The organism is Algoriphagus taiwanensis, assembly GCF_036245645.1.
Classification (GTDB): Bacteria; Bacteroidota; Bacteroidia; order Cytophagales; family Cyclobacteriaceae; genus Algoriphagus; species Algoriphagus taiwanensis.
Window position 1 is genome coordinate 397,506 of sequence record NZ_BTPE01000002.1, and the last position, 23,657, is coordinate 421,162.

25 protein-coding genes and 1 tRNA gene are annotated in these 23,657 nt (G+C 43.3%); 12 read left to right on the forward strand and 14 right to left on the reverse strand.

Annotation, left to right across the window (positions count from 1 at the left end; translation table 11 throughout):
* Nucleotides 1-72 precede the first annotated feature (72 nt).
* From AAA938_RS03950 to AAA938_RS03960, 3 genes are read left to right on the forward strand one after another with little or no spacing between them, the layout of a single operon-like run.
* Nucleotides 73-1,119, forward strand: a complete 1,047-nt coding sequence (locus AAA938_RS03950) for a sensor histidine kinase (RefSeq protein ID WP_338227341.1) — start codon at nucleotides 73-75, stop codon at nucleotides 1,117-1,119.
* Nucleotides 1,070-1,846 carry a LytR/AlgR family response regulator transcription factor gene (locus AAA938_RS03955; protein ID WP_338227342.1) on the forward strand — a complete coding sequence of 259 codons (777 nt, stop codon included), beginning with the start codon at nucleotides 1,070-1,072 and terminating at the stop codon, nucleotides 1,844-1,846. The genes AAA938_RS03950 and AAA938_RS03955 overlap by 50 nt, the downstream gene beginning before the upstream one ends.
* 6 nt (nucleotides 1,847-1,852) lie before the next feature.
* Nucleotides 1,853-2,212: a hypothetical protein gene (locus AAA938_RS03960; protein ID WP_338227343.1), complete on the forward strand. Its 360-nt coding sequence runs from the start codon at nucleotides 1,853-1,855 to the stop codon at nucleotides 2,210-2,212.
* Between the two features lie 11 nt (nucleotides 2,213-2,223).
* Here AAA938_RS03960 and AAA938_RS03965 read toward each other — a convergent pair whose 3' ends face one another.
* Genes AAA938_RS03965 through AAA938_RS03985 form a run of 5 tightly spaced genes read right to left on the reverse strand, consistent with a single transcriptional unit; the run spans nucleotide 2,224 to nucleotide 5,966 of the window.
* Nucleotides 2,224-3,804, reverse strand: a complete 1,581-nt coding sequence (locus AAA938_RS03965) for an NFACT RNA binding domain-containing protein (RefSeq protein ID WP_338227344.1) — start codon at nucleotides 3,802-3,804, stop codon at nucleotides 2,224-2,226.
* Complete coding sequence (locus AAA938_RS03970) at nucleotides 3,804-4,568, reverse strand: MBL fold metallo-hydrolase (RefSeq protein WP_338227345.1); 765 nt, start codon at nucleotides 4,566-4,568, stop codon at nucleotides 3,804-3,806. The genes AAA938_RS03965 and AAA938_RS03970 overlap by 1 nt, the downstream gene beginning before the upstream one ends.
* Entirely contained in the window at nucleotides 4,565-4,843 is a 279-nt protein-coding gene (locus AAA938_RS03975) for a hypothetical protein (protein ID WP_338227346.1), read from the reverse strand. Before AAA938_RS03975 ends, AAA938_RS03970 begins: the two co-directional genes overlap by 4 nt.
* Before the next feature lie 5 nt (nucleotides 4,844-4,848).
* Nucleotides 4,849-5,226, reverse strand: coding sequence for a response regulator (locus AAA938_RS03980; RefSeq protein ID WP_338227347.1), 378 nt, complete (start codon nucleotides 5,224-5,226; stop codon nucleotides 4,849-4,851).
* Complete coding sequence (locus tag AAA938_RS03985) at nucleotides 5,223-5,966, reverse strand: response regulator (protein WP_338227348.1); 744 nt, start codon at nucleotides 5,964-5,966, stop codon at nucleotides 5,223-5,225. The genes AAA938_RS03980 and AAA938_RS03985 overlap by 4 nt, the downstream gene beginning before the upstream one ends.
* Nucleotides 5,967-5,983: 17 nt before the next feature.
* On the opposite strand from AAA938_RS03985, the gene miaA reads away from it, so the two are divergent.
* Entirely contained in the window at nucleotides 5,984-6,949 is a 966-nt protein-coding gene (miaA, locus tag AAA938_RS03990; RefSeq protein ID WP_338227349.1) for a tRNA (adenosine(37)-N6)-dimethylallyltransferase MiaA, read from the forward strand.
* Here the strand turns inward: miaA and AAA938_RS03995 are convergent.
* Entirely contained in the window at nucleotides 6,907-7,242 is a 336-nt protein-coding gene (locus AAA938_RS03995) for a hypothetical protein (protein ID WP_338227350.1), read from the reverse strand. The two genes, miaA and AAA938_RS03995, sit on opposite strands and share 43 nt — an antisense overlap.
* Before the next feature lies 1 nt (nucleotide 7,243).
* Nucleotides 7,244-8,218, reverse strand: a complete 975-nt coding sequence (gene pfkA / locus AAA938_RS04000) for a 6-phosphofructokinase (RefSeq protein WP_338227351.1) — start codon at nucleotides 8,216-8,218, stop codon at nucleotides 7,244-7,246.
* Nucleotides 8,219-8,361: 143 nt separating this feature from the next.
* On the opposite strand from pfkA, the gene AAA938_RS04005 reads away from it, so the two are divergent.
* The 4 genes from AAA938_RS04005 (at nucleotide 8,362) to AAA938_RS20240 (ending at nucleotide 12,348) form a co-directional block, all read left to right on the forward strand.
* A complete protein-coding gene (locus tag AAA938_RS04005; protein ID WP_338227352.1) occupies nucleotides 8,362-9,249 on the forward strand; it encodes an aldo/keto reductase in 888 nt (295 codons plus the stop codon).
* 63 nt (nucleotides 9,250-9,312) lie between these two features.
* Complete coding sequence (locus tag AAA938_RS04010; RefSeq protein ID WP_338227353.1) at nucleotides 9,313-11,478, forward strand: acylase; 2,166 nt, start codon at nucleotides 9,313-9,315, stop codon at nucleotides 11,476-11,478.
* 340 nt (nucleotides 11,479-11,818) lie between these two features.
* Nucleotides 11,819-12,046, forward strand: coding sequence for a hypothetical protein (locus tag AAA938_RS04015; RefSeq protein ID WP_338227354.1), 228 nt, complete (start codon nucleotides 11,819-11,821; stop codon nucleotides 12,044-12,046).
* A gap of 44 nt (nucleotides 12,047-12,090) precedes the next feature.
* Complete coding sequence (locus AAA938_RS20240) at nucleotides 12,091-12,348, forward strand: type II toxin-antitoxin system RelE/ParE family toxin (RefSeq protein ID WP_420915722.1); 258 nt, start codon at nucleotides 12,091-12,093, stop codon at nucleotides 12,346-12,348.
* Between the two features lie 125 nt (nucleotides 12,349-12,473).
* On the opposite strand, the gene AAA938_RS04020 is transcribed toward AAA938_RS20240, so the two are convergent.
* Nucleotides 12,474-12,547: transfer RNA gene (locus tag AAA938_RS04020), tRNA-Arg, on the reverse strand.
* A gap of 9 nt (nucleotides 12,548-12,556) precedes the next feature.
* On the reverse strand, nucleotides 12,557-13,771 hold the full coding sequence (sucC, locus tag AAA938_RS04025) for an ADP-forming succinate--CoA ligase subunit beta (protein WP_338227355.1): 1,215 nt from the start codon (nucleotides 13,769-13,771) through the stop codon (nucleotides 12,557-12,559).
* 139 nt (nucleotides 13,772-13,910) lie between these two features.
* Here sucC and AAA938_RS04030 point away from each other — a divergent pair, with 139 nt between their 5' ends.
* Nucleotides 13,911-14,561, forward strand: a complete 651-nt coding sequence (locus tag AAA938_RS04030; protein WP_338227356.1) for an ABC transporter ATP-binding protein — start codon at nucleotides 13,911-13,913, stop codon at nucleotides 14,559-14,561.
* A gap of 5 nt (nucleotides 14,562-14,566) precedes the next feature.
* On the opposite strand, the gene AAA938_RS04035 is transcribed toward AAA938_RS04030, so the two are convergent.
* Nucleotides 14,567-15,049, reverse strand: coding sequence for a peroxiredoxin (locus AAA938_RS04035; RefSeq protein ID WP_338227357.1), 483 nt, complete (start codon nucleotides 15,047-15,049; stop codon nucleotides 14,567-14,569).
* A 119-nt stretch (nucleotides 15,050-15,168) separates the two neighbouring features.
* Here AAA938_RS04035 and AAA938_RS04040 point away from each other — a divergent pair, with 119 nt between their 5' ends.
* Genes AAA938_RS04040 through AAA938_RS04050 form a run of 3 tightly spaced genes read left to right on the forward strand, consistent with a single transcriptional unit; the run spans nucleotide 15,169 to nucleotide 19,694 of the window.
* Nucleotides 15,169-15,972: a DMT family transporter gene (locus tag AAA938_RS04040; RefSeq protein ID WP_338227416.1), complete on the forward strand. Its 804-nt coding sequence runs from the start codon at nucleotides 15,169-15,171 to the stop codon at nucleotides 15,970-15,972.
* Between the two features lie 59 nt (nucleotides 15,973-16,031).
* Nucleotides 16,032-16,922 carry a hypothetical protein gene (locus tag AAA938_RS04045; protein ID WP_338227358.1) on the forward strand — a complete coding sequence of 297 codons (891 nt, stop codon included), beginning with the start codon at nucleotides 16,032-16,034 and terminating at the stop codon, nucleotides 16,920-16,922.
* A 27-nt stretch (nucleotides 16,923-16,949) separates the two neighbouring features.
* Nucleotides 16,950-19,694 (forward strand): CHAT domain-containing protein, encoded by a 2,745-nt coding sequence (locus AAA938_RS04050; protein WP_338227359.1) that lies wholly within the window; start codon nucleotides 16,950-16,952, stop codon nucleotides 19,692-19,694.
* Here AAA938_RS04050 and AAA938_RS04055 read toward each other — a convergent pair.
* The 4 genes from AAA938_RS04055 to AAA938_RS04070 all read right to left on the reverse strand — a co-directional run bounded on the left by AAA938_RS04055 (nucleotide 19,651) and on the right by AAA938_RS04070 (nucleotide 23,606).
* Nucleotides 19,651-20,697: an ABC transporter transmembrane domain-containing protein gene (locus tag AAA938_RS04055; RefSeq protein WP_338227360.1), complete on the reverse strand. Its 1,047-nt coding sequence runs from the start codon at nucleotides 20,695-20,697 to the stop codon at nucleotides 19,651-19,653. The two genes, AAA938_RS04050 and AAA938_RS04055, sit on opposite strands and share 44 nt — an antisense overlap.
* Before the next feature lie 25 nt (nucleotides 20,698-20,722).
* The gene (locus AAA938_RS04060; RefSeq protein ID WP_338227361.1) at nucleotides 20,723-21,790 is read right to left on the reverse strand and encodes a hypothetical protein; all 1,068 of its coding nucleotides are present in this window, start codon (nucleotides 21,788-21,790) and stop codon (nucleotides 20,723-20,725) included.
* A gap of 12 nt (nucleotides 21,791-21,802) precedes the next feature.
* A complete protein-coding gene (locus AAA938_RS04065) occupies nucleotides 21,803-22,615 on the reverse strand; it encodes a DUF2490 domain-containing protein (protein ID WP_338227362.1) in 813 nt (270 codons plus the stop codon).
* A 250-nt stretch (nucleotides 22,616-22,865) separates the two neighbouring features.
* A complete protein-coding gene (locus AAA938_RS04070; protein WP_338227363.1) occupies nucleotides 22,866-23,606 on the reverse strand; it encodes a hypothetical protein in 741 nt (246 codons plus the stop codon).
* Nucleotides 23,607-23,657 lie beyond the last annotated feature (51 nt).

The window sequence follows — 23,657 nt, forward strand, 5'->3', positions numbered from 1 at the left end:
TAGCAAGGGGGCAGATTTTCTGTCCCCTTGTTTCAAAAAATAAAGTGCTCAAGGAAAAGAAGGGAAAGAGCCATGTTTAGTCACCGATTGAGTTATTTCTTTGCCAGTTTGTTAGGAATCTATTCCTTTCTGAACATTTATTTTCTCGATGGGGATCGACTTTACGCAGCCAAACTGGACGCTCTCCCACTTTTTGTTTTGATTCTTACCTTGACACTCTCTGTGTGGTTGATTAACAGATGGGTACAGAATAGATTTTCGGAGAAGTTCAAGAAAATTCACCCCTTAGTTATCCAATTCGCAGCCTCACTGGTTTTGGTTTTGGTACTTTCTTTAATTTCATCCGAAATATCAGGATTAATTTTAGGTGGGCCTTTCGCTTTTTCATTCCAAAATTTCCTTTTGACGGCTGCCTTCAGTTCCAGAATTAACCTTTTCCTGAATTGCCTAAATGCCATCTATTATTTCAGTGAAAAGCTCAAAGAAAAAGCGGTGGAGTCCGAAAAGCTCAAAACGCTAAACTCCGAGGCACGGTATGAATCAGTCAATTCTCAACTTAATCCTCACTTCTTTTTCAATAATCTGAGCGCTCTCTCAGTATTGATCCACCAGGATGTAAAACTTGCCGATCAATATTTGCAAAAGTTAAGCGAGATCTATCGATACATTCTTAAGAATCGCAGCAGTGAACTCGTTTCACTTCAGGAAGAAATCGCCTTTCTCGAGAAATATCTGGAGCTATTGAGTATTCGATTTGAAGATTCTTTAAAATTTTCCATTCAGATTAAAAAAGAGTGTTTGGACACCATGATTCCTCCTGCTGTACTTCAGCTTTTGGTAGAGAATGTGGTGAAACACAATTACTTCACTAGAAAAGAGCCGCTGGAAGTAAGGGTGTTTTGTGAGGAGGGAATTCTTAAAATTTTTAATAAAAAACAGCCCAAAAAGGCAGTTGAGGTTTCGACAGGCATTGGACTTCAAAACATATCCGACAGATATAGGTTTCTAAATCAAGAAATCCGAATTCTGGATGAATCGGATCATTTTCAAGTTGAACTGCCCTTAATCGATGACAAAAAAGATATTGCTAGTAGAAGACGAGCCCTTAGCACAAGCTAGAATCGTATCTATTATCCAGAAAGAAAGGCCAGATTGGAAAATACAGGAGGCCGTACAAAGTGTTTCGGAGCTGAAACAGCTACTAGAAGGCCCTTTTGAATTTGATTTGATTCTCTGTGATATTCACTTGGCAGATGGATTGAGTTTTACGGCTTTTCAAAATAAAGAAATTACCATCCCCATTATTTTCATCACTGCATATGATGAATATGCCCTCCAGTCCTTTGAGCATAATTGCATCGATTATGTCTTAAAGCCAATTCAAGAGGATCGCTTGCTCAAAGCTTTTGACAAAGCAGAAAAGTTTGTGACTTCAGGCGAACCAAAGACTTTGCCTCCCAACTTTTTTGATAATTTCATATCACATTATGCTCCAAAAGCCTACAAGAAGCGTTTTTTGACCAAATTGGGAAGTAAGCTAGTATTTGTCAATGCGGAAGATATAGCCTACTTCTTTGCAGATGGAGGGGTTACATTCTTGGTTGAGACAGGTACTTCCCAGAAATTTGTGGTCGATTACTCTCTCAATGAGCTCGAAAGTGAGTTGCTTGACCCCCAAAAATATTATCGGATCAATCGATCCATGATCATCAACTTGGATAATCTGATAGAAATGAAGCCCTACCACAATGGAAGATTGGTGCTTTCTCTCAAGGCTAGGTCTGAGGATGCGATCGTGGTAGCTCGTGAGCGAGTCAATGAGTTTAAATCTTGGATTAATCAATAATAGCCCATGAAAAAACGACTCTTTTTAATCGGTATCCTCGGTTTCCTTTTTATGCATCCGATTTTTTCCCAGACTTTGGACCAGGTTTCCTATGATTCACTCAAGCAGGCCATGATAAAAATGGACCAAGAACTTTATCAGGTGCAGCTCAATCTACATCAGTCCCAGCGTCAGTTGAAAACCGGGATTTTGGTCGCTACATTGGGGTACACGGTGACGATCATCGGTGGACAGCTTTTGGGGACAGAGCCTGAAATAGGGGAGGCTTTACTTTACGTGGGAGGTGCTACAGGGATTGTCGGTACGGTTATTCTTTTTAAAGGCTTCAAAAAAATCAGCTTGGGTCCGCCTTTGCCCAGAAATTAGTGTAGCGCGGCTCAACTTTCCTTTGCTACATCCGCATCAGGTCCTTGTGGACTGACCATGATTACCTTTTCCCGGTCTACCATTACTGCACCAGCAGGTGAGCCTTTTACCTTTCTCACATACTTGGCTTCAGTGTAAATGACTGGAGCCAGACTTTCATTCTTAAGCTTGGAATAATAAGCTGCCAGTCCTGCAGCTCTTTCCAAAACCGGATTGGGAACCTTCGGCATTCCCTTGGTTCTCACGATCACATGCGAGCCCGCTGCCTGCCGAGCGTGAAGCCACAAATCATCTTTGTGGATGTACCCGCGAAGCATTTCATCATTGTCCTTGGCTGATTTTCCCACCCAAATGGTATATCCTTCAAATTCAAAAATTTTGAAGGGAAGCCCGGTGTTTTTCGGGTTAGATTGCTCGGATTTGTTCAGGTCCTTTTTGTAGGATTTCAATCCTCTGAATTCCTCAATGGATTCTAAATCCTCTATTTTCTGAAGCAATTCTTCCAACAGCTTCTCCTTGGCGGCCAAGGTTTTTTCGATCTGATCAATTTCAAGCTGCCGGTTTTTTGATTTTCGATAGAGGGATTCTGCTAGGTCTTGCGGTTTTTGATTTGGTTTTAGTTTAACCCAAACTTTCTCCCCTGAATAAAAATTCTCCAGTTCTGCTTCTGTTTTCCCTGCTGAAAATTGGTACAGATTGGCCATGATGACATCGGCCAATTGGGAGGGCGGCGGTGAATCAACGAGTTCGCCAAGCTTCTGCCGGGACTTTTGCAGGTAGTTTTCTGTCCTCTTGACTTGATCTTGAAGACTTCTTAGCAATTGGTTTTTGCCTTTATTAAAATTCCCCCTTACCAGTGCCAGATAAAATAGCTCATTGACTGCTTCAAGTGGGTCAGAGAAGGTTTTTAATGCGTTTTCTGTTGGTAAAAGCGTGAGTTTGACTTGGTCTTGCTCCTCGACCAAGCTGAAAAGAGGGCTGTCCAAAAGGTCCAAAACCTCCTGCATCCATTTCCATTTTTCTTCCAAGTTCAATTCCGGATAGCCTTTTTCTTTCAGCCATTTTCTTGGCTCAGGGCCTAAAGTGGGGAGAAATTGACTTGCATTTCCCTCCAGAGATTTAAATCTTTCCCAACTGATATCCAGCGGATTAGAAAGTTTGCCAAAGAGTAGATCTTTGTCTTCCGAAATTTCATTGCGAAACAAAAGAAGGGGAGGACTTCCCTCTTCAGAATAGAGGAGTACATTGCTCCTGTTGCCATGAAGCTTGAATACCAACTTTTTCCCTGAATTCAATTGAAAATAGAAAGCCCTTTCGTAGTCCATGACCTTAACTTCCAGAATTTGGTCATTCAAGAGTTCTGGAAAGAGATCAATGCTGTTTCTTTTTGCCCGCTGAAACTGCCCAGGGAAGCTTAAATAAATGTCCGGTGGTAAAAGGTGTGCTCGGACAAATCGGATGCTGTCTCCAATGGTAACTTCCAAAATCAATTCATCCTTGCTTTGGGAAAAGCAGGAAGCGATAATTCCTCCTTTGAATTCTCTTTCCAAAGCAGGACAAAGAAATCTCAGAAAATGATAATTCAGATGCATCAGAGCAAATTAATCGTCAAGCCGTCATAAGCTAGTTTGATTCCTTCAGGAAGCTGCTTGTTGATTTCAGCATGCAGACCAAGCTTATGAGAAATATGCGTGAAATAGGTGTTTTTGGCACCAATTCTTTGAGCTTGAATAATGGCCTCTTCCAGGGTGAAATGGGAAATATGAGACTCTTTTTGGAGGGCATTCAACACGAGAGTTTCTGTGCCTTCCAGAAGTTTAAATGATGACTCAGGGATAAAATTTGCATCGGTGATGTAGGAGAAGTCTCCTATTCGGAAACCCAGCACAGGCAATTTATAGTGAAGGACGGGAATGGGAGTGATTTCGGTTCCGTTGAAGTGGAAAGGGTTCTCATCGATTTCCACGCAATCCACCTGAGGAACTCCGGGATATTTTTGGGCGCTGAAGATGTAGGAGTATTCACGCTGGATTTGGTCCAGTACATTTTTTCTCCCAAAGACAGGCATACTTTTCTGTTGTCGGAAGTTGTATGGGCGAATGTCATCCAATCCGGCAGTATGGTCCTTGTGCTCATGCGTGAAAAGGACCGCATCAAGGCTTTTGATCCCTTCCCGGATCATCTGCATCCGAAAATCCGGGCCGGTATCGATCACTAGTGATGTCCCTTCAGTTTCAATGTGAATGGAGGTTCTGAAACGCTTATCTCTAAAATCCAGCGAGGTACACACGGCGCAGTCGCAGGTAATCACGGGTACACCTTGGGAAGTGCCTGTTCCTAGAAAGGTTACTTTCAAAACTTGAGGGTAGTTTGTTGTAATTCAGTGAGAAAATCCTGACTGCTCTTGTCTTTAAAATCTTTGGGGTCAAATTGTAGCTCTCCGAGGATGTCGATCAGGGCATTTATTTTTCCCTCCAGAGGAAAATACTTATTGATGATGACGATTTTGGTGTCTTTGAGCAGGCAATAACCGGATTTGAAATTCCCCTTTTCGTACCTCAGGATATATTCTGAAGAGGAAAACAGGTTTTCCAGTTTGTCCAAAAAGTGTTTGGTGTATTTGACTGCCATGAAGCTTAACTCAGGTGTTTTTTTACCGTGGCCAAAACCTGATCATAATCCAGCGGCTTTTGGATGAAATCATCAAAACCCAATTTTCGGAACTGCTCAGGGGAAAGATTGTTCACATTTCCGCTAATGGCAATTACGGGAAGGGATTTTTTCTGGGGGTCATCCAAGGTGCGGATTTTGCGGATGCATTCCACTCCATCCATTACGGGCATTGTGATATCCAGCAGAATAAGGTCAAACTCTTCCTTATCCAGTAAATCCAAGACCAATTGACCATTTCGAGCTGCCTTCATTTCATAATTTTCAAAAGCCAGAACATTCTTGGTCAGGTTGATGATGATGGAGCTGTCTTCCCCTACGAGTACTTTTTTGTTTTTACTCATGATTCAAAAATAGTTTGTTGATTTAAAAATCGATTGAATTCTTTGATTTCATTTTCCAGGTTTTTGCCGAGTTCATTGGTCTGAAAGGCGGGATTGGACTTTAATTCTGCTTCTCCGGTTTGACATACCGAGAAAATACGCTGAGCGCCCAGAGTCCCTGAGTTACCTTTTAGCGTGTGCAAGCTCGCCAAAATCTCCTCGGGATCGGACTCCTGATTCTGCAAGAGTTGTAAGGTTTGATTGCATTCTTGAAGAAAATCTTCAAATACTTTCTTTAAAGTACTTTTTGAATTGTACTTAAATAGTTGCTCAATGACTCCTAAATCCAAAACTTGCTCAATTCCCGGATTTGATTTGAGAGGTTTGGAGGTGACTTCTTTGGTTAAATGCATTTGAATGGTCTCCAGAAATTCCCTCGGACGAATGGGCTTGGTAATCAGATCATCAAATCCTTGCTCCAGGAAATTTCCCCGCTCGCTCTCTTCTGCATAGGCCGTCACGGCCACTATCGGGCAGGACTGATGAGCTTGGGATTTTAATTCTTTCAATGCCGTAAACCCATCCATTTGAGGCATTTGAATGTCCATCAAAATAAGGTCAAACTCGGAACGAATGGACTTTTCCAGAGCCTCCAATCCGTTTTTTGCAGATTCATAGGCATGAAGCTGACCGATTAGATTTTCGAAAAGCTTCCTGTTGAGATCGTTGTCTTCTACGATTAATATCTTTTTGCTTTTCATAGCTTAAGTTTGGATTTTTGACAGCGTTACTTCTTTTCCTCGGTTTGTCTGACAAAAAATTCCTTATCCTAGTAGTCGGTCCTACAGCAGTGGGCAAAACCGCTCTTTGTATAAAACTAGCCAAAAAATTTGAGACCGAAATTATTTCTTGCGATAGCAGGCAATTTTACAGGGAAATGAACTTGGGGACAGCAAAGCCTTCACAAGAGGAACTCAGTGAAGTGCCACATCATCTTGTTAATAGCCTTTCTATCCATGAGGAGTACGATGTGAGGAAGTTTGAAACAGATGCACTAAAGATTTCCGAGGATCTTTTTCAAAGAAAAAATGTAGTCATTGTCACTGGTGGTTCAGGCCTATTTGCGGACGCACTGACTGAGGGAATGGATGAAATTCCCACCGTCGATCCGGAAATCAGGGAGCAAATCATCGGCGAATACGAAAAGAATGGCTTGGAATGGCTGCAGGAGCAAATTGCAAATCTAGACCCAGATTATTATTCCCAAGTAGACAGGCAAAATCCCCAACGGCTGATGCGGGCTCTGGAAGTAATTCGAGGAACAGGAGCGAGGTTTAGTAGTTTTAGAAAAAAAGCTAAAGCCGACCGCCCCTTTCAAACAATAAAGATCGGACTGAATCGGGACCGGGAGGAACTCTATCAGCGAATTGATCTTCGCATGGACCAAATGATCAGGGAAGGTCTTTTTGAAGAGGCACAAGCTCTTTTTGAGTACCGAAATCTGAATGCCTTGCAGACAGTGGGGTATTCGGAGATTTTTGGTTTTTTGGAAGGGAAATACGATCGGGAAGAGGCTGTCCGCTTATTGAAGAGAAACAGCAGAAGATACGCCAAGCGCCAACTGACCTGGTTTAGAAGAGATGAAGCTATCCGATGGTTTCACCCTGATCAGGAATCGGATATTTTTAGCTGGATAGCCAATCAGATGGGTCCAAACCCGCTGAGCTTAGCCACCCAATTGTAAGGGGCTTTTTTGATCAGCTGATTGTACTGAAACTGATTTACTTTGAGTTCTCGGATCAGTTGGAGGCTGGAATCGGAAATCTTCGTATCAGTTCCCGCCTTTTTCAATTTCTCCATAATTTGGGATGGTTCCGTTACTTGATCTTTTTCCAATTCCAAATTGGGATGGGCTGATGCCAATCGATCAAGCAGGTCTTTCTGCAAATTGAGCTTTCGCTGCATGGTAGTTTTTACCGTCAGGAAAAAAAGCAGGCAAGCCCCGCCCATGGTAAGAAATAGAGGAATAAATCCCATATCAGATACTTAGGATGTCAATTAGTTTCAGATGGTCTTCGATCAATGGCTTGGGTTTGCCAATACAGTCTCCAAATGGGGTGTAAACGACTTGTTGATTCATCACTCCGGCCATACAATTGGTTTTGCCACTGAGTAAGCCTTCCACAGCAGCCATTCCACATCGGCTTGCCAAAACCCGGTCTCTGGCGGTTGGTTTGCCGCCTCTTTGAATATGACCTAAGGTGGTTACCTTAAATTCCTTCTCCGGATCTTTGATAGCCGTTTTGACCTTTTGCATGATTTCTTCGGCATTGCCCAAGTCATCCCCTTCAGCTACAACAATGATACTGGAGGTTTTTGTTTTGCGAAGATTTTTCAAAGACTTGACCACCGATTTCAGATCGGTTTGGGTTTCTGGTACCATTACAAACTCGGCACCCCCTCCGATTCCTGATTCTACAGCGATAAAGCCAGCATCCCGTCCCATCACTTCGATGAAAAAGATCCGGTCATGGGCTGCTGCAGTATCCCTTATTTTATCAATGGCTTCCAAGGCAGTGTTGACCGCAGTATCAAATCCGATGGTGTAGTCGGTTCCATAGATGTCATTGTCTATCGTCCCTGGACATCCTACAGTCGGTATTCCAAATTCCTCAAAAAACAGCTTGGCTCCGGTAAATGTCCCGTCACCTCCTATGGCTACCAGACCTTCTATGCCCAAAATTTTCAAATTATCGTAGGCCTTTTTTCTTCCTTCCGGAGTACGAAATTCCTCAGAACGGGCAGATTTGAGCATAGTGCCCCCTCTTTGAACAATATTACTTACTGAATGAGAATAAAGCCTCTTGATATCCCCCTCAATCATCCCTTCGTAGCCCCGTTGAATTCCATAGACTTCGAGTCCTTTGTAGATTCCCGTGCGCACAACGGCACGGATGCATGCGTTCATTCCCGGTGAATCTCCTCCTGAGGTAAAAACCGCAATTTTTTTCATGGTATAGGTTTTAAGCGCCCCAAAAATAGCCAATCTTCCAGCATATCATCCCAGAAATCGAAAAATTGAAGAGGAATTTATGGACAGATTTTCAGAGCTTGCTTACCTTAATTTGTATTTGAGGTAATTGTTCTAAAAAGTCTATGAATTCTGAATCCTTTTCTTTTTCACTTGGCAATTTTCCAATCGGGCTAGGTTGTATGTCTTTGCCTGAGCAATATTCGGAGGCAGAGAAAATACTTGAAGAAGCTTGGCAAGGAGGAATCCGGTTTTTTGATACGGCAGATCTTTATCAGGCCGGAAGAAATGAATCCAATTTGGGAAAGTTCCTTCAGGGAAAAAGGGATCAGGTGATTTTGGCCACCAAAGTGGGAAATCAACTGAATCCGGATGGAAAATCCTGGACTTGGAATCCTTCCAAGTCCCACATTTTGGATGCCGTAGAGAAATCGCTGGAAAGACTCAGGACGGACTATATCGATCTATACCAATTGCATGGAGGTACCATTGAAGACCCTTGGGAAGAGACTTTGGAAGCTTTTGAAATCCTCAAATCTCAGGGTAAAATTCGGGCTTTTGGGATTTCTTCTATCCGACCCAATGTGATTCGAAAGGTCATGCGCATGAATCCTCCTGCCACGATCATGATGCAGTATTCTCCATTGGACAGAAGGCCTGAGGAAGAGGTTTTTACTGTGTTGGAAAAGACGGATACCAAGGTTTTGGTGAGAGGAGGAATGACCAAAGGAATGCTGATTGACAAGGCGGCGGGTCCTTTTTTAGACCTTTCTGCACAGGAAGTCGAAGAGATTAAAAAGGAAATTCATTCTTTGGGGTTCTCTCCTGAATCGGTACTGATCAAATATTCTCTTGTAGAAAAATCCGTGGGAATGCTAGTGATCGGAGCCAGCAGTCCAGCGCAATTGAAAAGAAATTTGGAAGCTTATCAAGAAAGCCAAAACATCCCGGAGGAACTGATTTGGAATCTCAAGGGAAAGTTTACCCCCAACCAATACCAAGACCATCGATAAGATATTCATTTTGAGATTGCCGCTTTTTAGCTTATTTGTCTTTTGAAAAGGAATAGAAAACCCATGAAAAACTCACTCTTGCTTTTGGCCTTCCTGGCCTTTTTTTCCTGTAATACCCAAGAAACTGACCCGGAAATCGCCCGTTGGGAAGCACAAGCTGAACAAGTCGAAATCATTCGTGATGATTTTGGTGTGCCCCATATTTATGGAAAAACAGATGCTGATGCTGTTTTTGGCCTCTTGTATGCTCAATGCGAGGATGATTTTCGAAGAGTGGAAAGAAATTACGTTTGGGCGATAGGTCGCTTGGCCGAACTGGAAGGGGAGGAGGCGATCTACTCTGATGTCCGGGCCAATTTGTATATGACCGAAGCCGAGGCCAAGGCAGCCTACGAAAAGGCACCGGATTGGCTGAAAACCCTCTGCGTGGCTTTTGCTGATGGAATCAATTATTACCTGCATACACATCCGGAGGTGACTCCTCAAGTGATTACCTACTACGAGCCTTGGATGCCGATGTTCTTTTTTGAAGGTTCGATCGGTGGAGATATCGAGCGGATTTCTACCCAACGATTGAAAGCCTTTTATGAGGAAGATAAAGCTCTGGCTTCATGGGATGCTGAAAAAGAGATGGAAATGCTGCGGGAAGAACCCAAAGGCTCTAACGGAATTGCCATTGCGCCAAGTCTTTCCGAATCCGGAAATGCTATGCTGCTGATCAATCCGCATACTTCTTTCTATTTCCGTCCGGAAGTCCATGTAGTTTCAGAAGAGGGCCTGAATGCCTATGGTGCAGTGACTTGGGGACAGTTTTTTGTCTATCAGGGTTTCAATGAAAAGACCGGTTGGATTCACACCTCGACTTTTGTGGATTTTATCGATGAGTTTGAAGAGGAGATTTTGGAGGAAGATGGGATGCTTTTGTACAACTATGGAGGGGAAAAGCGGGAGATCAAGACTCAGGAAATCACGCTGAAGTACAAAGATGGAGAGGAGCTGAAGTCCAAATCTTTCACCCTTTACCGAACTCATCATGGACCAATTACCCACAAGGGAGATAATGGCTGGGTAGCCACCAAAATTAACTGGGACCCGGTCAATGCTTTGATTCAAAGCTATACCCGAACCAAGCTGAATAACTATGCGGAATTCAAAGAAATGATGAATATCCGCACCAATTCTTCGAACAACACGGTTTTTGCGGATGCGGAAGGAAACATCGCTTACTTCCACGGGAATTTTATCCCAAAAAGAAATCCGGAATTTGACTTTTCCAGACCGGTGGACGGAAGTGACCCGGCTACAGATTGGCAAGGATTGCATACCGTGGATGAAAGTATTTTGATCCTCAATCCGGAAAATGGTTGGATTCAAAACTGCAATTCCACTCCGTTTACCGCCGCGGGCCCCTTCAGTCCAAAAGCTGAAAATTATCCAAACTACATGGCTCCTGATCAGGAGAATTTCCGTGGAATCCATGCGGTCAAAGTACTCCAAAACGTCCAAAAACTGAATCTGGATAGCTTTTTGGCATTGGCTCATGATCCCTATTTACCTGCATTTGAATACCTGATTCCTGAGTTGGAGCAGGCATTTTTGACTGCCGGAAAGGGCAAAGAGAACCTGAAGGAAGCGGTTGATCTTTTGGCCGCCTGGGATTACAGAACGGGATTGAATTCAGTTCCCATGTCCTTGGCTCATTTCTATGGAGAAAACTATCAGCGAAGATTCCGAAGCATGAACCGATTTATCAATCCTTCCAAGGCTTCAGCACCCAAACCGGTTGAGATTTTGGAAGTATTGGAAGAAACTATCACGAAAATGGATGCTGACTTTGGTACTTGGAAAACCCCTTGGGGTGAGGTTAACCGATTCCAGAGACTCAGTGGAGATATTGAGCTAAAGTATGATGATAACAAACCCTATGTCCCTGTATCCTATGCTTCCGGTAACTGGGGAGCTTTGGCAGCCTACGGAGCAAGAACCTTCGAAGGAACCAAACGGCTCTATGGCTACCGGGGAAATAGCTTTGTGGCAGTAGTTGAGTTTGGTGAGAAGGTTCGTGCCAAGACCATCCTAGCAGGAGGTCAAAGTTCCGATCCGAATTCCCCACACTTCTTTGATCAAGCCCAGCGCTATGCCGATACCAATTTCAAAGAAGCAGCTTTCTATCGGGAAGATGTAGAGAAAAGAGCAGAGGAGAGATATCAGCCGGGGAAAAGAAAGTAATCCAAGAAAAGGGGCTTCGCTTTTGAGGCCCCTTTTTTTGTGGTTTGTCGAGAAAAAAAATTGGAAATCAAGGTTAATCCTGCCTTTAAGTCTTCGTGGCAATTTTCTAAAACAAAAAAAAGCCCAGACTTTCGTCTGAGCTTTCTAAGTACAGCCGGAAGGATTCGAACCCTCCACCTTTGAAACTGATTAAGTCTAAGTTTTCAGTTCTAATTTTTTGCCTAAAATCAAAATTTAAATTGCCTATCTTTAAAATTACATGAAATGCCCATGTGGAGAGTTTTCAAGCAGGGGAATGATTATCAGGGGCATTTCATCTGACTGAAAAAATTTAAAATAGATGAAAGTGCCCGGAATAAAGGAAGAATTGAAAACACTGATTGAGAAAGAGGATGACTTTCAGCTTTTAGAGTCGATTAAAACCTTGTTGGTGAAGTCCAGTTTTGATCCGGTTCTTAAAGAGAAACTTACCTCAAGAGCTTTAAAAGCTGAAAAGGATATCCTAGCAGGCAGGTTGTATTCTAGAGAAGAGTTAGAAAAAATTCTTGAGGCCAAGCTAGGTCAATGAGGATAATCTATACTGAACAATCCTTAATAAGCCTTGAGGATTCCATGCAGTTTTTGTTAAAGGTTCAAAGAATACCTCTTGAGAAAGTATTGGAGATTAAAAATCAACTTTTGAATAAGGTAGATAGCTTGGGAAAAAATCCTGATTTGGGTCAATATGAGGAATACTTGGAACACCTAGAAAAAGGCCATAGAAGATTAATTGAAGGTACTTTTAAGATTATTTATAGGGTGGAGGGTGATTTTATCTACATCACCGATTTTTTTGATTCCCGCCAAAATCCTAAAAAAATGAAAGGATAATCGGATTAGTTTCTAAAAAGGATGAGGTGAATTTTTAGCCAATAGTCATTTCCTTCCTGTCTCTAAGTCTTCGTGGCAATTTTCTAAAACAAAAAAAGCCCAGACTTTCATCTGAGCTTTCTAAGTACAGCCGGAAGGATTCGAACCCTCAACCCTCGGAGCCGAAATCCGATATTCTATCCAGTTGAACTACGGCTGCGTACTTTCTTTATTTTTCCAAAGCGGCCTTTACCCGCTCTGCTGCTTCTTTCAAGGTGATTGCGGAGAATACTTTCAATCCGGATTCGTCGATGATTTTAGCACCTTCTTCCGCATTGGTTCCCTGAAGCCTTACGATAATTGGCACGCGAATATCGCCAATAGATTTGTAAGCTTCAACAACTCCGTTTGCAATTCTGTCACATCTTACGATTCCGCCGAATACGTTGATCAGGATTGCTTTTACGTTTGGATCCTGAAGGATGATCCGGAAGCCAGCCTCTACAGTAGTGGCATTTGCTCCTCCTCCTACATCAAGGAAGTTGGCAGGCTCACCACCGGAAAGCTTGATCATGTCCATAGTGGCCATCGCCAAACCGGCTCCATTTACCATACAACCTACGTTACCGTCCAGTTTTACGTAGTTCAAGCCAGACTTGCCTGCTTCTACCTCCAAAGGATCCTCTTCAGCCAAATCTCTTAATTCAGCCAAATTAGGATGTCTGTAAAGAGCGTTGTCGTCCAAGTTTACTTTGGCGTCTACTGCTAAGATTTTGTCGTCGGAAGTCTTCAATACCGGATTGATCTCAAACTGAGAGGAGTCTGTTCCTACGTAGGCATTGTACAGAGAAGTGATGAATTTCACCATTTCTTTGTGAGCTGTTCCGCTCAACCCCAATTTGAAGGCAACTTTTCTAGCCTGGAAACCCTGAAGACCCACTTTAGGATCGATCCATTCTTTGATGATTTTTTCAGGGTGCTTTTCAGCTACCTCTTCGATGTCCATCCCACCTTCGGTAGAGGCCATGATCACATTGGATCCTGTCGCTCTGTCCAAAAGGATAGACATGTAATATTCTTTGGGCTCAGAAGCACCGGGATAGTACACATCCTCAGCGATCAAAACCTTGTTTACTTTCTTGCCTTCAGCACCGGTCTGGATGGTCACCAATGTACCGCCCAAAATAGCCGCTGCCTTTTCTTTTACATCTTCGAGTTTCTTGGCCAAAACCACTCCGTTGGAGCCGGTCTCTTGCACTTTGCCCTTTCCACGGCCACCGGCATGGATTTGAGCCTTGATCACATACCAGGAAGTACCTGTCTGAGCGTTGAGTTTTACTGCTGCTTCATGGGCGGCTTCAGGGCTGTCAGCGACAATGCCTTCCTGAATTCTCACTCCATATCCTTTGAGTACTTCTTTTGCCTGATATTCGTGAATGTTCATCCTCTGAAAATTTTTGCCCGAAGATAAGGGGATGCATGCGATAAATCAAACCGACTTTTTTCAATTTTTGGTAAAAAAGGCCGTTAGCTACTGGATTTGAGGGATTTGTTTTACTTTTAAAAGCACAAAAAATAGTACTATGCTGATTGCCAAAGGAATCCATAAATCTTATGGAAGCCTGAAAGTCCTGAAAGGAGTAAGTCTGGAAATTTCTTCCTCTGAGATTGTTTCTATAGTCGGTTCTTCGGGTGCCGGGAAAAGTACCTTGCTCCATATTCTGGGCACCTTGGATCATCCAGACCAAGGGGTCCTTGAAATGGACGGAAAGAATCTTCTAAGCTTAAAGGGAGATCAACTCGCCCGCTTCAGGAATGAAAAGATTGGCTTTATTTTTCAGTTTCATAATCTTCTGCCTGAATTCACAGCCTTGGAAAACATTCAAATTCCTGGATTTATTCTAGGTGCCAAAGAGTCGGATTTGCTGAAGAAAGCCAAAGAACTCGCCGAAATCCTGGGAATCAGCGCTCGGTTGGACCACAAACCCTCTGAGCTTTCCGGAGGCGAGCAGCAAAGGGTGGCCGTGGCCAGAGCCTTGATCAATAGTCCAGCGGTAGTCTTTGCGGACGAACCGAGTGGGAATCTGGACACAGCCAATGCCAAAGGTTTGCATCAGCTGTTTTTCCAGCTCAGGGATGAATTGAAGCAGGCTTTTGTGATCGTGACGCACAATGAGGAATTGGCAGAAATGGCTGATCGCAAAGTCCAGATGAAAGACGGCCTGATTGTCTGAGCGGCTTATTTTTCCAGTAACTTCAGCATGGACTGGGCGTGGGCCTTGTTTTCAAACATTCCTGCGAAGATCCCCACAATCTGATGGTTTTCATCCAAGAGGTAAGTAACCCGTTTCGGCATTTTGATCAAGGGAATTAAAGCATCATAAGCCTTACAAACTTTCCCGGAACTGTCAGAAAGCAAATCAAAAGGCAATCGATGGGCCTTTTTGAACTTTTCATGCGTGGGAATATCGTCTCTGCTAATGCCAAAAATGGGTATATCCAAATCTCTGAATCCTTCAAACTGATCCCGGAACTCGCAAGCCTCCGCGGTGCAGCCCGGAGTGAAATCTTTGGGATAAAAATACAGGACCACCGCTTTTCCTTTCAAATCTTTGGAGAGCGTGATGGTTTGGTCAGAGGTAGCGGGTAAAGTAAAATCAGGGGCGGCAGCGCCTTTTTTCAAAGCCATGGTTTTTCTTTTTTCAAATCTAACCCCGTTCATTCATCTTTGGTTTTTGCCGAATAAAATTTTGTGACTAGAACTTTTCTGCCTTCTCGTAGCTTTGTCTATGCAAGTCACCCTATCCGAATGAAGTTTTGAAGATCAACAGTGTCCAATCCATGCTTCTGGCCGGGATATTTTTTGCCTTGATGAATGTCTCGGTCAAATTTATCCCTCATATCCCTGCGATTGAGATTATCCTTTTCCGATCTGTCTTCAGTTTGATTTTTAGCTATCTGGTGCTGAAAAAGCAGGGCGTGTATGTTTTTGGAAACAATAAACCCATGCTGGTCCTTCGTGGAGTGGTGGGGTCGATCGGGTTGATTTCCTTTTTTTACACCCTCCAAAAAATCCCTCTTGCCAGTGCGGTGACCATGCAATACTTGTCTCCGATTTTCATATCGATTTTGGGAGTTTACTTCTTAAAAGAGCGGGTAAAACCCATTCAGTTTCTCTTTTTTGCGATTTCTTTCGCTGGAGTATTGGTCTTGCAGGGATTTGATACCCGGGTCAATTTGCTCTATGCAGGGATTGGAATTACCTCGGCTTTGTTTTCCGGGATGGCCTACAATGTGATCCGAAAGCTGAAGAATACAGAGCATCCACTGGTCATAATCTTTTATTTTCCGCTGGTAACGCTTCCCGTTGCTGGAGTGGTCAGTTTCTTTACATGGGTACAGCCTGAAGGCTGGGATTGGCTTTGGTTGCTTTGGATAGGGATTTGCACTCAGACTGCCCAGTATTTCATGACTTTGGCTTATCAAAATGCCAATGTGGCCAAAGTCTCCAGTCTGAGCTATCTGGGGATAGTGTATGCTTTGATTTTTGGCTTCTTTTTCTTCGGAGAGACCTTCCAAGTCATGTCCTATGTAGGGATGGCTTTGGTTTTGGTAGGGATATTGCTGAATTTAAGAGTGAAATAATTTTCAGGACGCGGTTACAAAAACAGACTTGACTGCGACTTAAAAGAAAAAGAACTGTAATGCGCAATTTCAACCTTTGGGTTCCTCAGGGCCTTTTCTTGCTGTTTTCCATTCTTGTTTTTTCCTGCGTGGAAAATCCTGAACGAGGCGAATTGGAGAATTTTGACTGCAATCAATTGGCCTACTCGGATACTTTATTTTTCATCAATGGAGCCGCGAGTCAATTGATTTCTCCAGTTAATTCCCTGAACGGGACTTTTTCTGCTTCTCCGGATGGGTTGGAGATTGATCCCGATACCGGACAAATTGATATCAATGCCAGTGAGACAGGTCTGAAGTACAAAATTATTTTCGAACCCGAGGGAAGTGATCAGGTCTGTGAGACTTTTTTGACAGTTGGCGGAGTGAATTATCTGGATGGGATTTATGTCTTAGGACAAAATCAAAACGTGGCCAGTCCTGTATACAACGGGGTTCCCGGTTTGCTTCTTCCCTGCGATGATGACGATGATGACGACGACGATGACGATGATGACGACGATGATGATGACGATAGCAGCTGTAAATTCGACGCGGATAATCCCACCGGGCAATTATTGGCAGATTTGGGTTTTGAGATTTCCAGTAAGGGAGATATCGATCTTCAAAAGACAGTAGAAAACGGCACCTTTGGATCCACTCCGGTCAATGGGACAATTTTGGATGTGGAGTTGTTTTATCAACTCAATGATTTGAGTGCACTGGCTTTGAATAAAATACCTCTTCGATTCTTTTATTACGAAACCTTGGCCGATGTTCCTCAGGAAGTATTGGATGATATCGAGGAAAAAAGGGATTTGATCAACGAAAGGACTTCAGACAAAAATCCTAATTTGCGGATCGCAAATACAGTCAGGCCTCCCCGAAAGCCAAGACCACCCTATGTAGTGATAGTAGCTACTTTGCAGTAAAGGCTTTGGGGACGATTTTCCCCTAAAATGCCTTCAAAAAAAGCTCTTGGTTTACTCTTTCTATTTTTGGGCAGCTTTTCCTGCCTTCAAGCCCAAACTTTCAGGGAAAAGTTGGAGCAGGCAGATCAGTTGTATTTTTTGGATGCTCCTACTGAGGAGCAGGATCGCAAGGCCTTGGAATTGTACGAAGAGGTCTTGTCTTTCACTCCCGAACCCGAGGAGTCCATGGACTTTGTTTTGGCTTGTGAACGAGCAGGCAATTTGTATTTGACTTTCAGAATGCCTGAAAAGGCTAAGTTTTGGTATGCCAAAGGAATTGAACTCGCAAGGGCATTTGGGCATTCGGATACCTTAGTCTATGCACATCACCTTTACTTGGGTGAGTCCTATTTTGGATTGAACCAATTTGACAGTTCCCTTTACCATCTGGAAACGGCTGAGCGAATTCAGTCCAAAATCGATCAGGGAATGCAGCCCGAGCGGCTTTACAATGCATTGGGCGTTTATTTTTTCGAGACCGGAAATTTCAATCGGAGTATTTCCTATTTCACCAAAGCCAATTCTTACCTCGATGCTGAAGACCCCAATCAACTCTACGCCCGATACAGTTTTTTGTCCAACAAGGCCTCGGCCTTGTACCGACTGGGAAGGTTTGATGAGGCTCAGGCCATTTATTCGGACTTGCTGAATTTCGGAATCAATAAGGATCAAATTCTCCTCAATTTGGCCAATACCTATTTAGAACAAAATCAGGGACAGGAGGCTCTGCAAGTTCTTGGACAAGTCAATACTGGTTTTGGAAATCGATCCCTTTCGTATCTGAATCTCAAGGCAAAAGCTTGGATGCAGGTCAATAGGCTTGATTCTTTGGAACAAACCTTGGAAACTGCCGAAAAACTCATTTCGGATGAATTTGCTAACAGAAAGATTCTCCAAAAAGCCATTTTTTATACCAATTCAGGGGATTTGGCTTTATTAAGGGGAAATGAAAAAACTGCTCTGGATTTGTATCAACGATCCATTGAGCAGCTATTGCCTACCTATTCTTCCTCTGGATTCATGGAAAATCCCAAAGAGTATCCTTTCGGGATTTCTTTTCTTTCCCTTTTTGAGGTATTGACCAAAAAGGCCGAGGCCTCTTGGAAGCTTTATCAAAGAGACAAAAGCAAGCAGTGGTTTGACCTTGGAATAGATACTTGGGAGGCTGCTTTCAGACTTTCCAGTTTTATCTCCGCCAACTATGACAATGATGAAGCCCGGATATTTTTAGGGGATCGGGTTTTGGAAGGATACAAAACCTACCTAAATGGATTATTTTTTCTCTCATCTTCTCAGGATAGGGAAATGACGATGAAAAGGATTTTCTCCCTTTCGGAACGCAGCAAGGCTGAGGCTTTGAAAATTGGAAGAAATCAGGAAGCAAAAAAGCGCCAATCCCAAATTCCCAAATCGCTGATTCAAGAGGAAAGGAATATTCTTTATGCCATCTCCCGGACCTATCAGCAGCAGCTCAATGCCAGTTCGGAGGATCAAATTCAGGATGTAGAGGCGGAATTGGCAGACTTGCAGGTAAGGCTTTCTAGATTGCGTGAAGATTTTAGAAAAATCGATGGTTTTACAGAGCAGAAAAACCGGGAAATTGATTTGGAAGCAATTCAGGAGAAGTTGGGGGAAGACCTCACCCTGATGACCTTTTTCTTAAGTGAGGCTCATCTTTTTGTTTTTGTCATTTCAGAGGATTCTTTCGAATCTAAAGCTATTGCTCTCGATCGGGTTCCTTTTGATGGCTTGGAAGCTTGGCTGAGAGGGATCAGAAATCCGGGTAGCTCTTCCCGATGGGGGACCCCTGAAGAGATCAAAGCCTTTTCTGAACTTGTTTTTGGGAATTTTCAAAGGACCTTAAAAAGAGGTGATGAATTGCTCATTGTTCCTCATGATATTTTAAATTCTGTTCCTTTTGAACTCATGCCTTTTGAAGGGGAAAAGCTTCTTTTGGAAGTACTTCCAGTCACCTATCAATATTCTTCCTGGGCCATTTTGGAAGCCTCAAAGGCGAAAAAGCAAAGTGGTTTTCTGGCATTTGCTCCTTTTTTGGGTGAGGAGGTAGAGACCAATTCGAGTGGTTTTGCCCGACTTCCTATGTCTTTTGCTGAGGTGGAGGATAGGAAAGGTCAAGTCCTGATCGGAAAAGATGCGAGCAGAGAGGCTTTCCTCAGTCGAGCCCATCAGGCTGGGATTTTGCACTTGGCTACTCATGCAGTAGCTTCCTCAGAGGATCCCAATGAGGCCTTTATCGCCTTTTATCCAGAAGAGGAGGAGTTCCGGGTTTTTGCTCCGGAGTTGGCTTTTCAGAATCTCCAAAATACCCAACTGGTTTATTTGAGTGCCTGTGAGACAGGGTCAGGAGTCTTAAGTAAAAGTGAAGGAATTATCAGTTTGGCCCGAAGTCTTTCCATAGCCGGTGTGGATCAGTTGGTTTTTTCTCAGTGGATCAGTGAGGATAAGGTAGCGGCCTTTATCGCTCAGCGGTTTTACCGATATCTGGATAAGGGAGAAAGCTATTCCAATTCCTTGCGACTAGCCAGGCTGGACTTAATCTCTGATCCCAAAATGGCCCAGTTTCATCATCCTTTTTATTGGGCAAATTTCCGTGTGGTCGGACTTCCTGATTCCAGTTCCGATGAAGAATGGGCCCTTTGGCAAATAGCTTTAGTAATCAGCTTCGGGCTTATGCTTCTCTTGGTAGGGGTATTAGTAATGGTTCGGAAGTAGTTTTGGACTTCCTCCTTTCTTTTTTACGAAGCAAAATTTCCACTTTATTGAGTGAAAGCATTCCTTTTTGGATGGTATTTGGAGCTTTGATGACATTTCGGATCGCCGGAGTCAAAGCAGATAGTACGAGCATAAAGGCGAGCAATTCTCCCGGAGTGCTTGAATCGGGAGTAAAATAAATAAGCAGAAGCAGGGAAAAGATCAGAGTAGGGCCGAGTAAGGTAATCAGGCTTTGTCTCAATGATTCTGCCTTTCTATACTGAAGATTGGCAGTCAAAACCCTGGATTTTTTTTGCTTGAATCTTCGGATGGTCCGGTCCATCAGCTTGTTTTCCCGGATTTGTTCATGTCTTCCAAAGCTTTCTGTGACCAGATTGATCAGATTGCTTTTGCTGTTTCTTTTCTCCAATATCAATGGAGTCTGATTTCGATCCAAGAAAATAAAAACCGGAAGCAGAAGCAGGGCCATTCCGAGGACAGTGAGTGTCCAAACGGGATTGAGCCAAAGCAAGACCAAAAAGCCAGTCAGAAGAAATAGAGCATCCCGGATTCCCCGAAAGATTCCGTTGACGAGCATATTTCGGATGGATTGCATATCGCCGCTGTAGCGGAGCAGATATTTTCCGAAGGGCACTTCAGAAAAAAGTTGAGTGGACCAATGGATCTGCTTCGAAAAAAGGTCTGTGGTAAGTCTGCTGATCAGTCGCTCTGCGGAATAGTTGATGGATTTTCTTTCGACAAAATCCAAGGTGAACTTCAAAAGAATCACGGTCAGAAAAACCCCGAAGAAGAGGGAGATGTCCAGAATCCGGATTCCGAATTTTTCCAAAAGCAGGGTTTTGCTGATTCCTTCCTGATAATTGAGGTCAAAGAAGGAACCGACCATCAGGCTCAGGAGAAAGGTGCAGAGGCTGGAAATCCAGCCCACTATTCCAATAGCCGCCAATTGCGGGTTTTTTCGAAACCAAAGCCTATTCAGCGTTTTATTTTTGATCCACTCCATGTGATTTGCTTTGATCTATTTTTTATTAAGCTTGAAGAAGATTGTATCCACGCTGGATTTCTGGCCATCTGCCCAGGCTTAAGTCTTCCAGATTCAGAATAGGCATGAAGAGCAGGTCTTGCTTTTCATACAGATATTCTTTCACTTCTTTGATAAGTAAGGTGCTGGCGGTGAAAAGTCCAGAAAGTGCGGAAGGCATGATTCCCCAGTTGATGAGGGTTTCCATTCCATGCACTGCAGAAAGACTATCTCCGGCAGAAAATACCACCTGATGTACCGTGCTCATAAAAACTGGATTTTGGAGAAGCATCCGGGTTTCCCTTTGAAATAAGCCATCGGCTATTTCTACGATGACAAATTCCGGGTTTTTGGAATTCACCTCAGCGAGTAAGGTCTCGTAAAGATTGAGAATTTCTGCTTCCGAACTGAGGTAGGTAGAAGGATAACCCAACTTGGAGAAATCCACAGAAACACAGGCTCCTAAGTCATAAGCTAGGTTTTTGTCCTTGGGATAGGCTGTTCCGGTAAGCTTGATATAGGCCGAAGAAATTCCTTTTTTGGCGAAGCCATGCCCCAAAAAGGCAGCTGTGGTTGTTTTCCCACTATCCATCGAAGAGCCAAGGGACAGGATTACTTTGGTTTTGAAGGCTTCTTTTCCGGTGAATTTTTTGATCGAATGCTTTCGTTCCCGTATGGTATTGATGATTTGGCCTTTGAGGTCCACAGCGATCCCGATCAATTTTAGTCGGGTAGGTCCTTCCTTTTCATACTTAGTATGGGTGCTTTCCAGAATCCCCACCACTCCTCCTCCTCCGAGAAGGTGATATTCATCCTGAATTTGGGCAGGAATATATCCCTCAAACTGATTAGTGGCATAGCGGGTACCAAAAACGCACATTAATTGGTCACCTGGAAGTATGCTCAGATTGCGTCCTGCGGACTGGAGTTGAGTGTGTTTTCCGATTTCAAGGACTTCAAAGACTGCCACGTCACCCGCTTGGAAGGCAGTATCTGCAGGAAGGGATTCGGGAGAAATAAGGCGCGTGGGATTGATATGATTGCAAAGCATTCCCTTTTTGATTCTTGTGTTCATAGGATATAGTGATTAGAAGTTGATTGGGAGAAAGCCTTCCCCATTGAGAGGTTTGATTTGATAGGACAAGGCAAGTCCGATGATATGTTGGTTATTAAATGGTCTTTGGATTCGGCCCGTATTGGGGTTGAGCACATTGATTTTATTGGTTTCTGAAAGGACCAGATTGAATTCATGCTGATTGATATAGTACAGGGAAAGTCGGATGGGTTTGGAGATTTTGAAATTGAAATTGGCCATCAACCTTCCCCTATGAAGTCCATTGGATGGTTTTCGGGCGATTTCCTCCCCACTCTCGGAAAAGTACCGGATAGGGGCTCCACCGATATTGAAGAAAAGTGCATAGTTCAGTGAAGGGGCGACTCTCAGGAAGTCCAGTCTTTTTCTTAGGCCAATTCTTGAACCCAAAATCACCCGGTAGTCGAATCTGGACTCTTGGTCATTGTGAGCTTCCAGCTGCAGGCTGTTTCTCAGGGTAAACCTGCGATCAAGCTTGATTCTATGGCTGCCCTCCATATTCCATCTGTGGGTAGTCCGACCGGAGCTCGGAAGATTCATCCAGGCTGTCCCCAGCTGGAGTCGCCAATCTTTTGAGACTTGATAGGTCAGGGCCGCTGCATACCAATTGAAGGAAGTTTCGAGACCAGGTTCGTCAATATTTAGTGATTTGATGTAGGAGGCTCGTATGTCCAATTTTTCGGTCAAAGGCGCACCCACATTGAAGCTGCTCCAAAGTCGGGTTTTATATTGTCCTTGTGCAGATTGAGGACTTCCGATCAGCAGTAAGAGCAGAAGGAAAAGAAAAGACAGGAAGTTGACTTTCATAAAAGGTTGATGATTTAATCTGCCTTTTGGTCGATCCTGCGGTTGGAATTGTAATCCTCCGGATTAATTTTTTTTTAGAATTTCTATAAAGAAAATAGTATTTAAAGGAGGAGGATTAAAAATTGAGAATGAGTATAAAGTATTGATTTTGAATTTTTTAAATCATTTCATTAAAAGAAAAAAGACGCCCCCTTGAGGTGTCTTTTCTAAGTATGGGAAAGGCTTTTTAGCCTAATATCAATTGATGAGATTAATTCATTTTCAATTCAATTTCAGTGGAGTCTTTGATTCTTTGCTCCACCTTTCTGAAAATAGAACCATTGATTTGCTTGGTGATCAAAAGCACGCCATCTGTCAATTCAGCGGCTTCCAATTCAGATGTGCTGACTCCGGAGAACCAACCCTCAGCATTAATCTGAAATAAGGCAAGGGGATTATTGACTGCATCCAAAAAGAAAAGGTCATCGTCATCTTCTGCTTCCAATTCCACTTCAAAATCCCAATCGTCGTCGTCATCTCCAAATACCTGAAACTTGAAGGGAACAGCGCTTCCATCTTGCTTATTAAAATTGCCGTTCAATTCAAGAGAAGGCTGATTTCGGTTATCAATCAAGTCCAATTCTACTTCGATTTCTTCATAGTTACCGGCAGGTATGGCAATGAAAAAGTCCACTCCGGAATCAAACTCATCAAAAGTGATCTTTTTGATTTCTGGGAATCTATATTCCAATTCTTTTTCAAACTCCCTTCCGGAATCATCCACTCCCTCGGTTTCCAGCTCGACTTCCTTTACCTGAATGAACCCTGAGTTGATTTCCAAGCCGGCATTGGTCAGTCTGGCTCCCGGATTAACTGAATTCTGAAGTTTGATTCCCATTCCGATTTTCACCTCACCGGTGCCGAGCACATCGGGATTGTTATCTTCCGAGCAGGAAGAAAAAGAGAATGCAAGAAATAGGAGCAGTGCGGGTAGAATAAGATAGTTTTTCATGTTTTCTTTTGATTTTTCTCTTAGTCGCAGCCAAGGGAAAAGATGTAACCA

Coding starts and splice junctions, on each gene's coding strand:
- AAA938_RS04045 (WP_338227358.1), top strand. CDS start 16,032: ATGCGCAATTTCAACCTTTGGGTTCCTCAGGGCCTTTTCTTGCTGTTT.
- AAA938_RS04070 (WP_338227363.1), bottom strand. CDS start 23,606: ATGAAAAACTATCTTATTCTACCCGCACTGCTCCTATTTCTTGCATTC.
- AAA938_RS03965 (WP_338227344.1), bottom strand. CDS start 3,804: ATGCATCTGAATTATCATTTTCTGAGATTTCTTTGTCCTGCTTTGGAA.
- AAA938_RS03985 (WP_338227348.1), bottom strand. CDS start 5,966: ATGAAAAGCAAAAAGATATTAATCGTAGAAGACAACGATCTCAACAGG.
- AAA938_RS04010 (WP_338227353.1), top strand. CDS start 9,313: ATGAAAAACTCACTCTTGCTTTTGGCCTTCCTGGCCTTTTTTTCCTGT.
- AAA938_RS03960 (WP_338227343.1), top strand. CDS start 1,853: ATGAAAAAACGACTCTTTTTAATCGGTATCCTCGGTTTCCTTTTTATG.
- AAA938_RS03995 (WP_338227350.1), bottom strand. CDS start 7,242: ATGGGATTTATTCCTCTATTTCTTACCATGGGCGGGGCTTGCCTGCTT.
- AAA938_RS04040 (WP_338227416.1), top strand. CDS start 15,169: ATGCTTCTGGCCGGGATATTTTTTGCCTTGATGAATGTCTCGGTCAAA.
- AAA938_RS04055 (WP_338227360.1), bottom strand. CDS start 20,697: ATGGAGTGGATCAAAAATAAAACGCTGAATAGGCTTTGGTTTCGAAAA.
- AAA938_RS04030 (WP_338227356.1), top strand. CDS start 13,911: ATGCTGATTGCCAAAGGAATCCATAAATCTTATGGAAGCCTGAAAGTC.
- AAA938_RS04050 (WP_338227359.1), top strand. CDS start 16,950: ATGCCTTCAAAAAAAGCTCTTGGTTTACTCTTTCTATTTTTGGGCAGC.
- AAA938_RS04005 (WP_338227352.1), top strand. CDS start 8,362: ATGAATTCTGAATCCTTTTCTTTTTCACTTGGCAATTTTCCAATCGGG.
- AAA938_RS03980 (WP_338227347.1), bottom strand. CDS start 5,226: ATGAGTAAAAACAAAAAAGTACTCGTAGGGGAAGACAGCTCCATCATC.
- AAA938_RS20240 (WP_420915722.1), top strand. CDS start 12,091: ATGCAGTTTTTGTTAAAGGTTCAAAGAATACCTCTTGAGAAAGTATTG.
- AAA938_RS04035 (WP_338227357.1), bottom strand. CDS start 15,049: ATGAACGGGGTTAGATTTGAAAAAAGAAAAACCATGGCTTTGAAAAAA.
- AAA938_RS04060 (WP_338227361.1), bottom strand. CDS start 21,790: ATGAACACAAGAATCAAAAAGGGAATGCTTTGCAATCATATCAATCCC.
- AAA938_RS03955 (WP_338227342.1), top strand. CDS start 1,070: ATGACAAAAAAGATATTGCTAGTAGAAGACGAGCCCTTAGCACAAGCT.
- AAA938_RS03975 (WP_338227346.1), bottom strand. CDS start 4,843: ATGGCAGTCAAATACACCAAACACTTTTTGGACAAACTGGAAAACCTG.
- pfkA (WP_338227351.1), bottom strand. CDS start 8,218: ATGAAAAAAATTGCGGTTTTTACCTCAGGAGGAGATTCACCGGGAATG.
- AAA938_RS03950 (WP_338227341.1), top strand. CDS start 73: ATGTTTAGTCACCGATTGAGTTATTTCTTTGCCAGTTTGTTAGGAATC.
- AAA938_RS04065 (WP_338227362.1), bottom strand. CDS start 22,615: ATGAAAGTCAACTTCCTGTCTTTTCTTTTCCTTCTGCTCTTACTGCTG.
- sucC (WP_338227355.1), bottom strand. CDS start 13,771: ATGAACATTCACGAATATCAGGCAAAAGAAGTACTCAAAGGATATGGA.
- AAA938_RS04015 (WP_338227354.1), top strand. CDS start 11,819: ATGAAAGTGCCCGGAATAAAGGAAGAATTGAAAACACTGATTGAGAAA.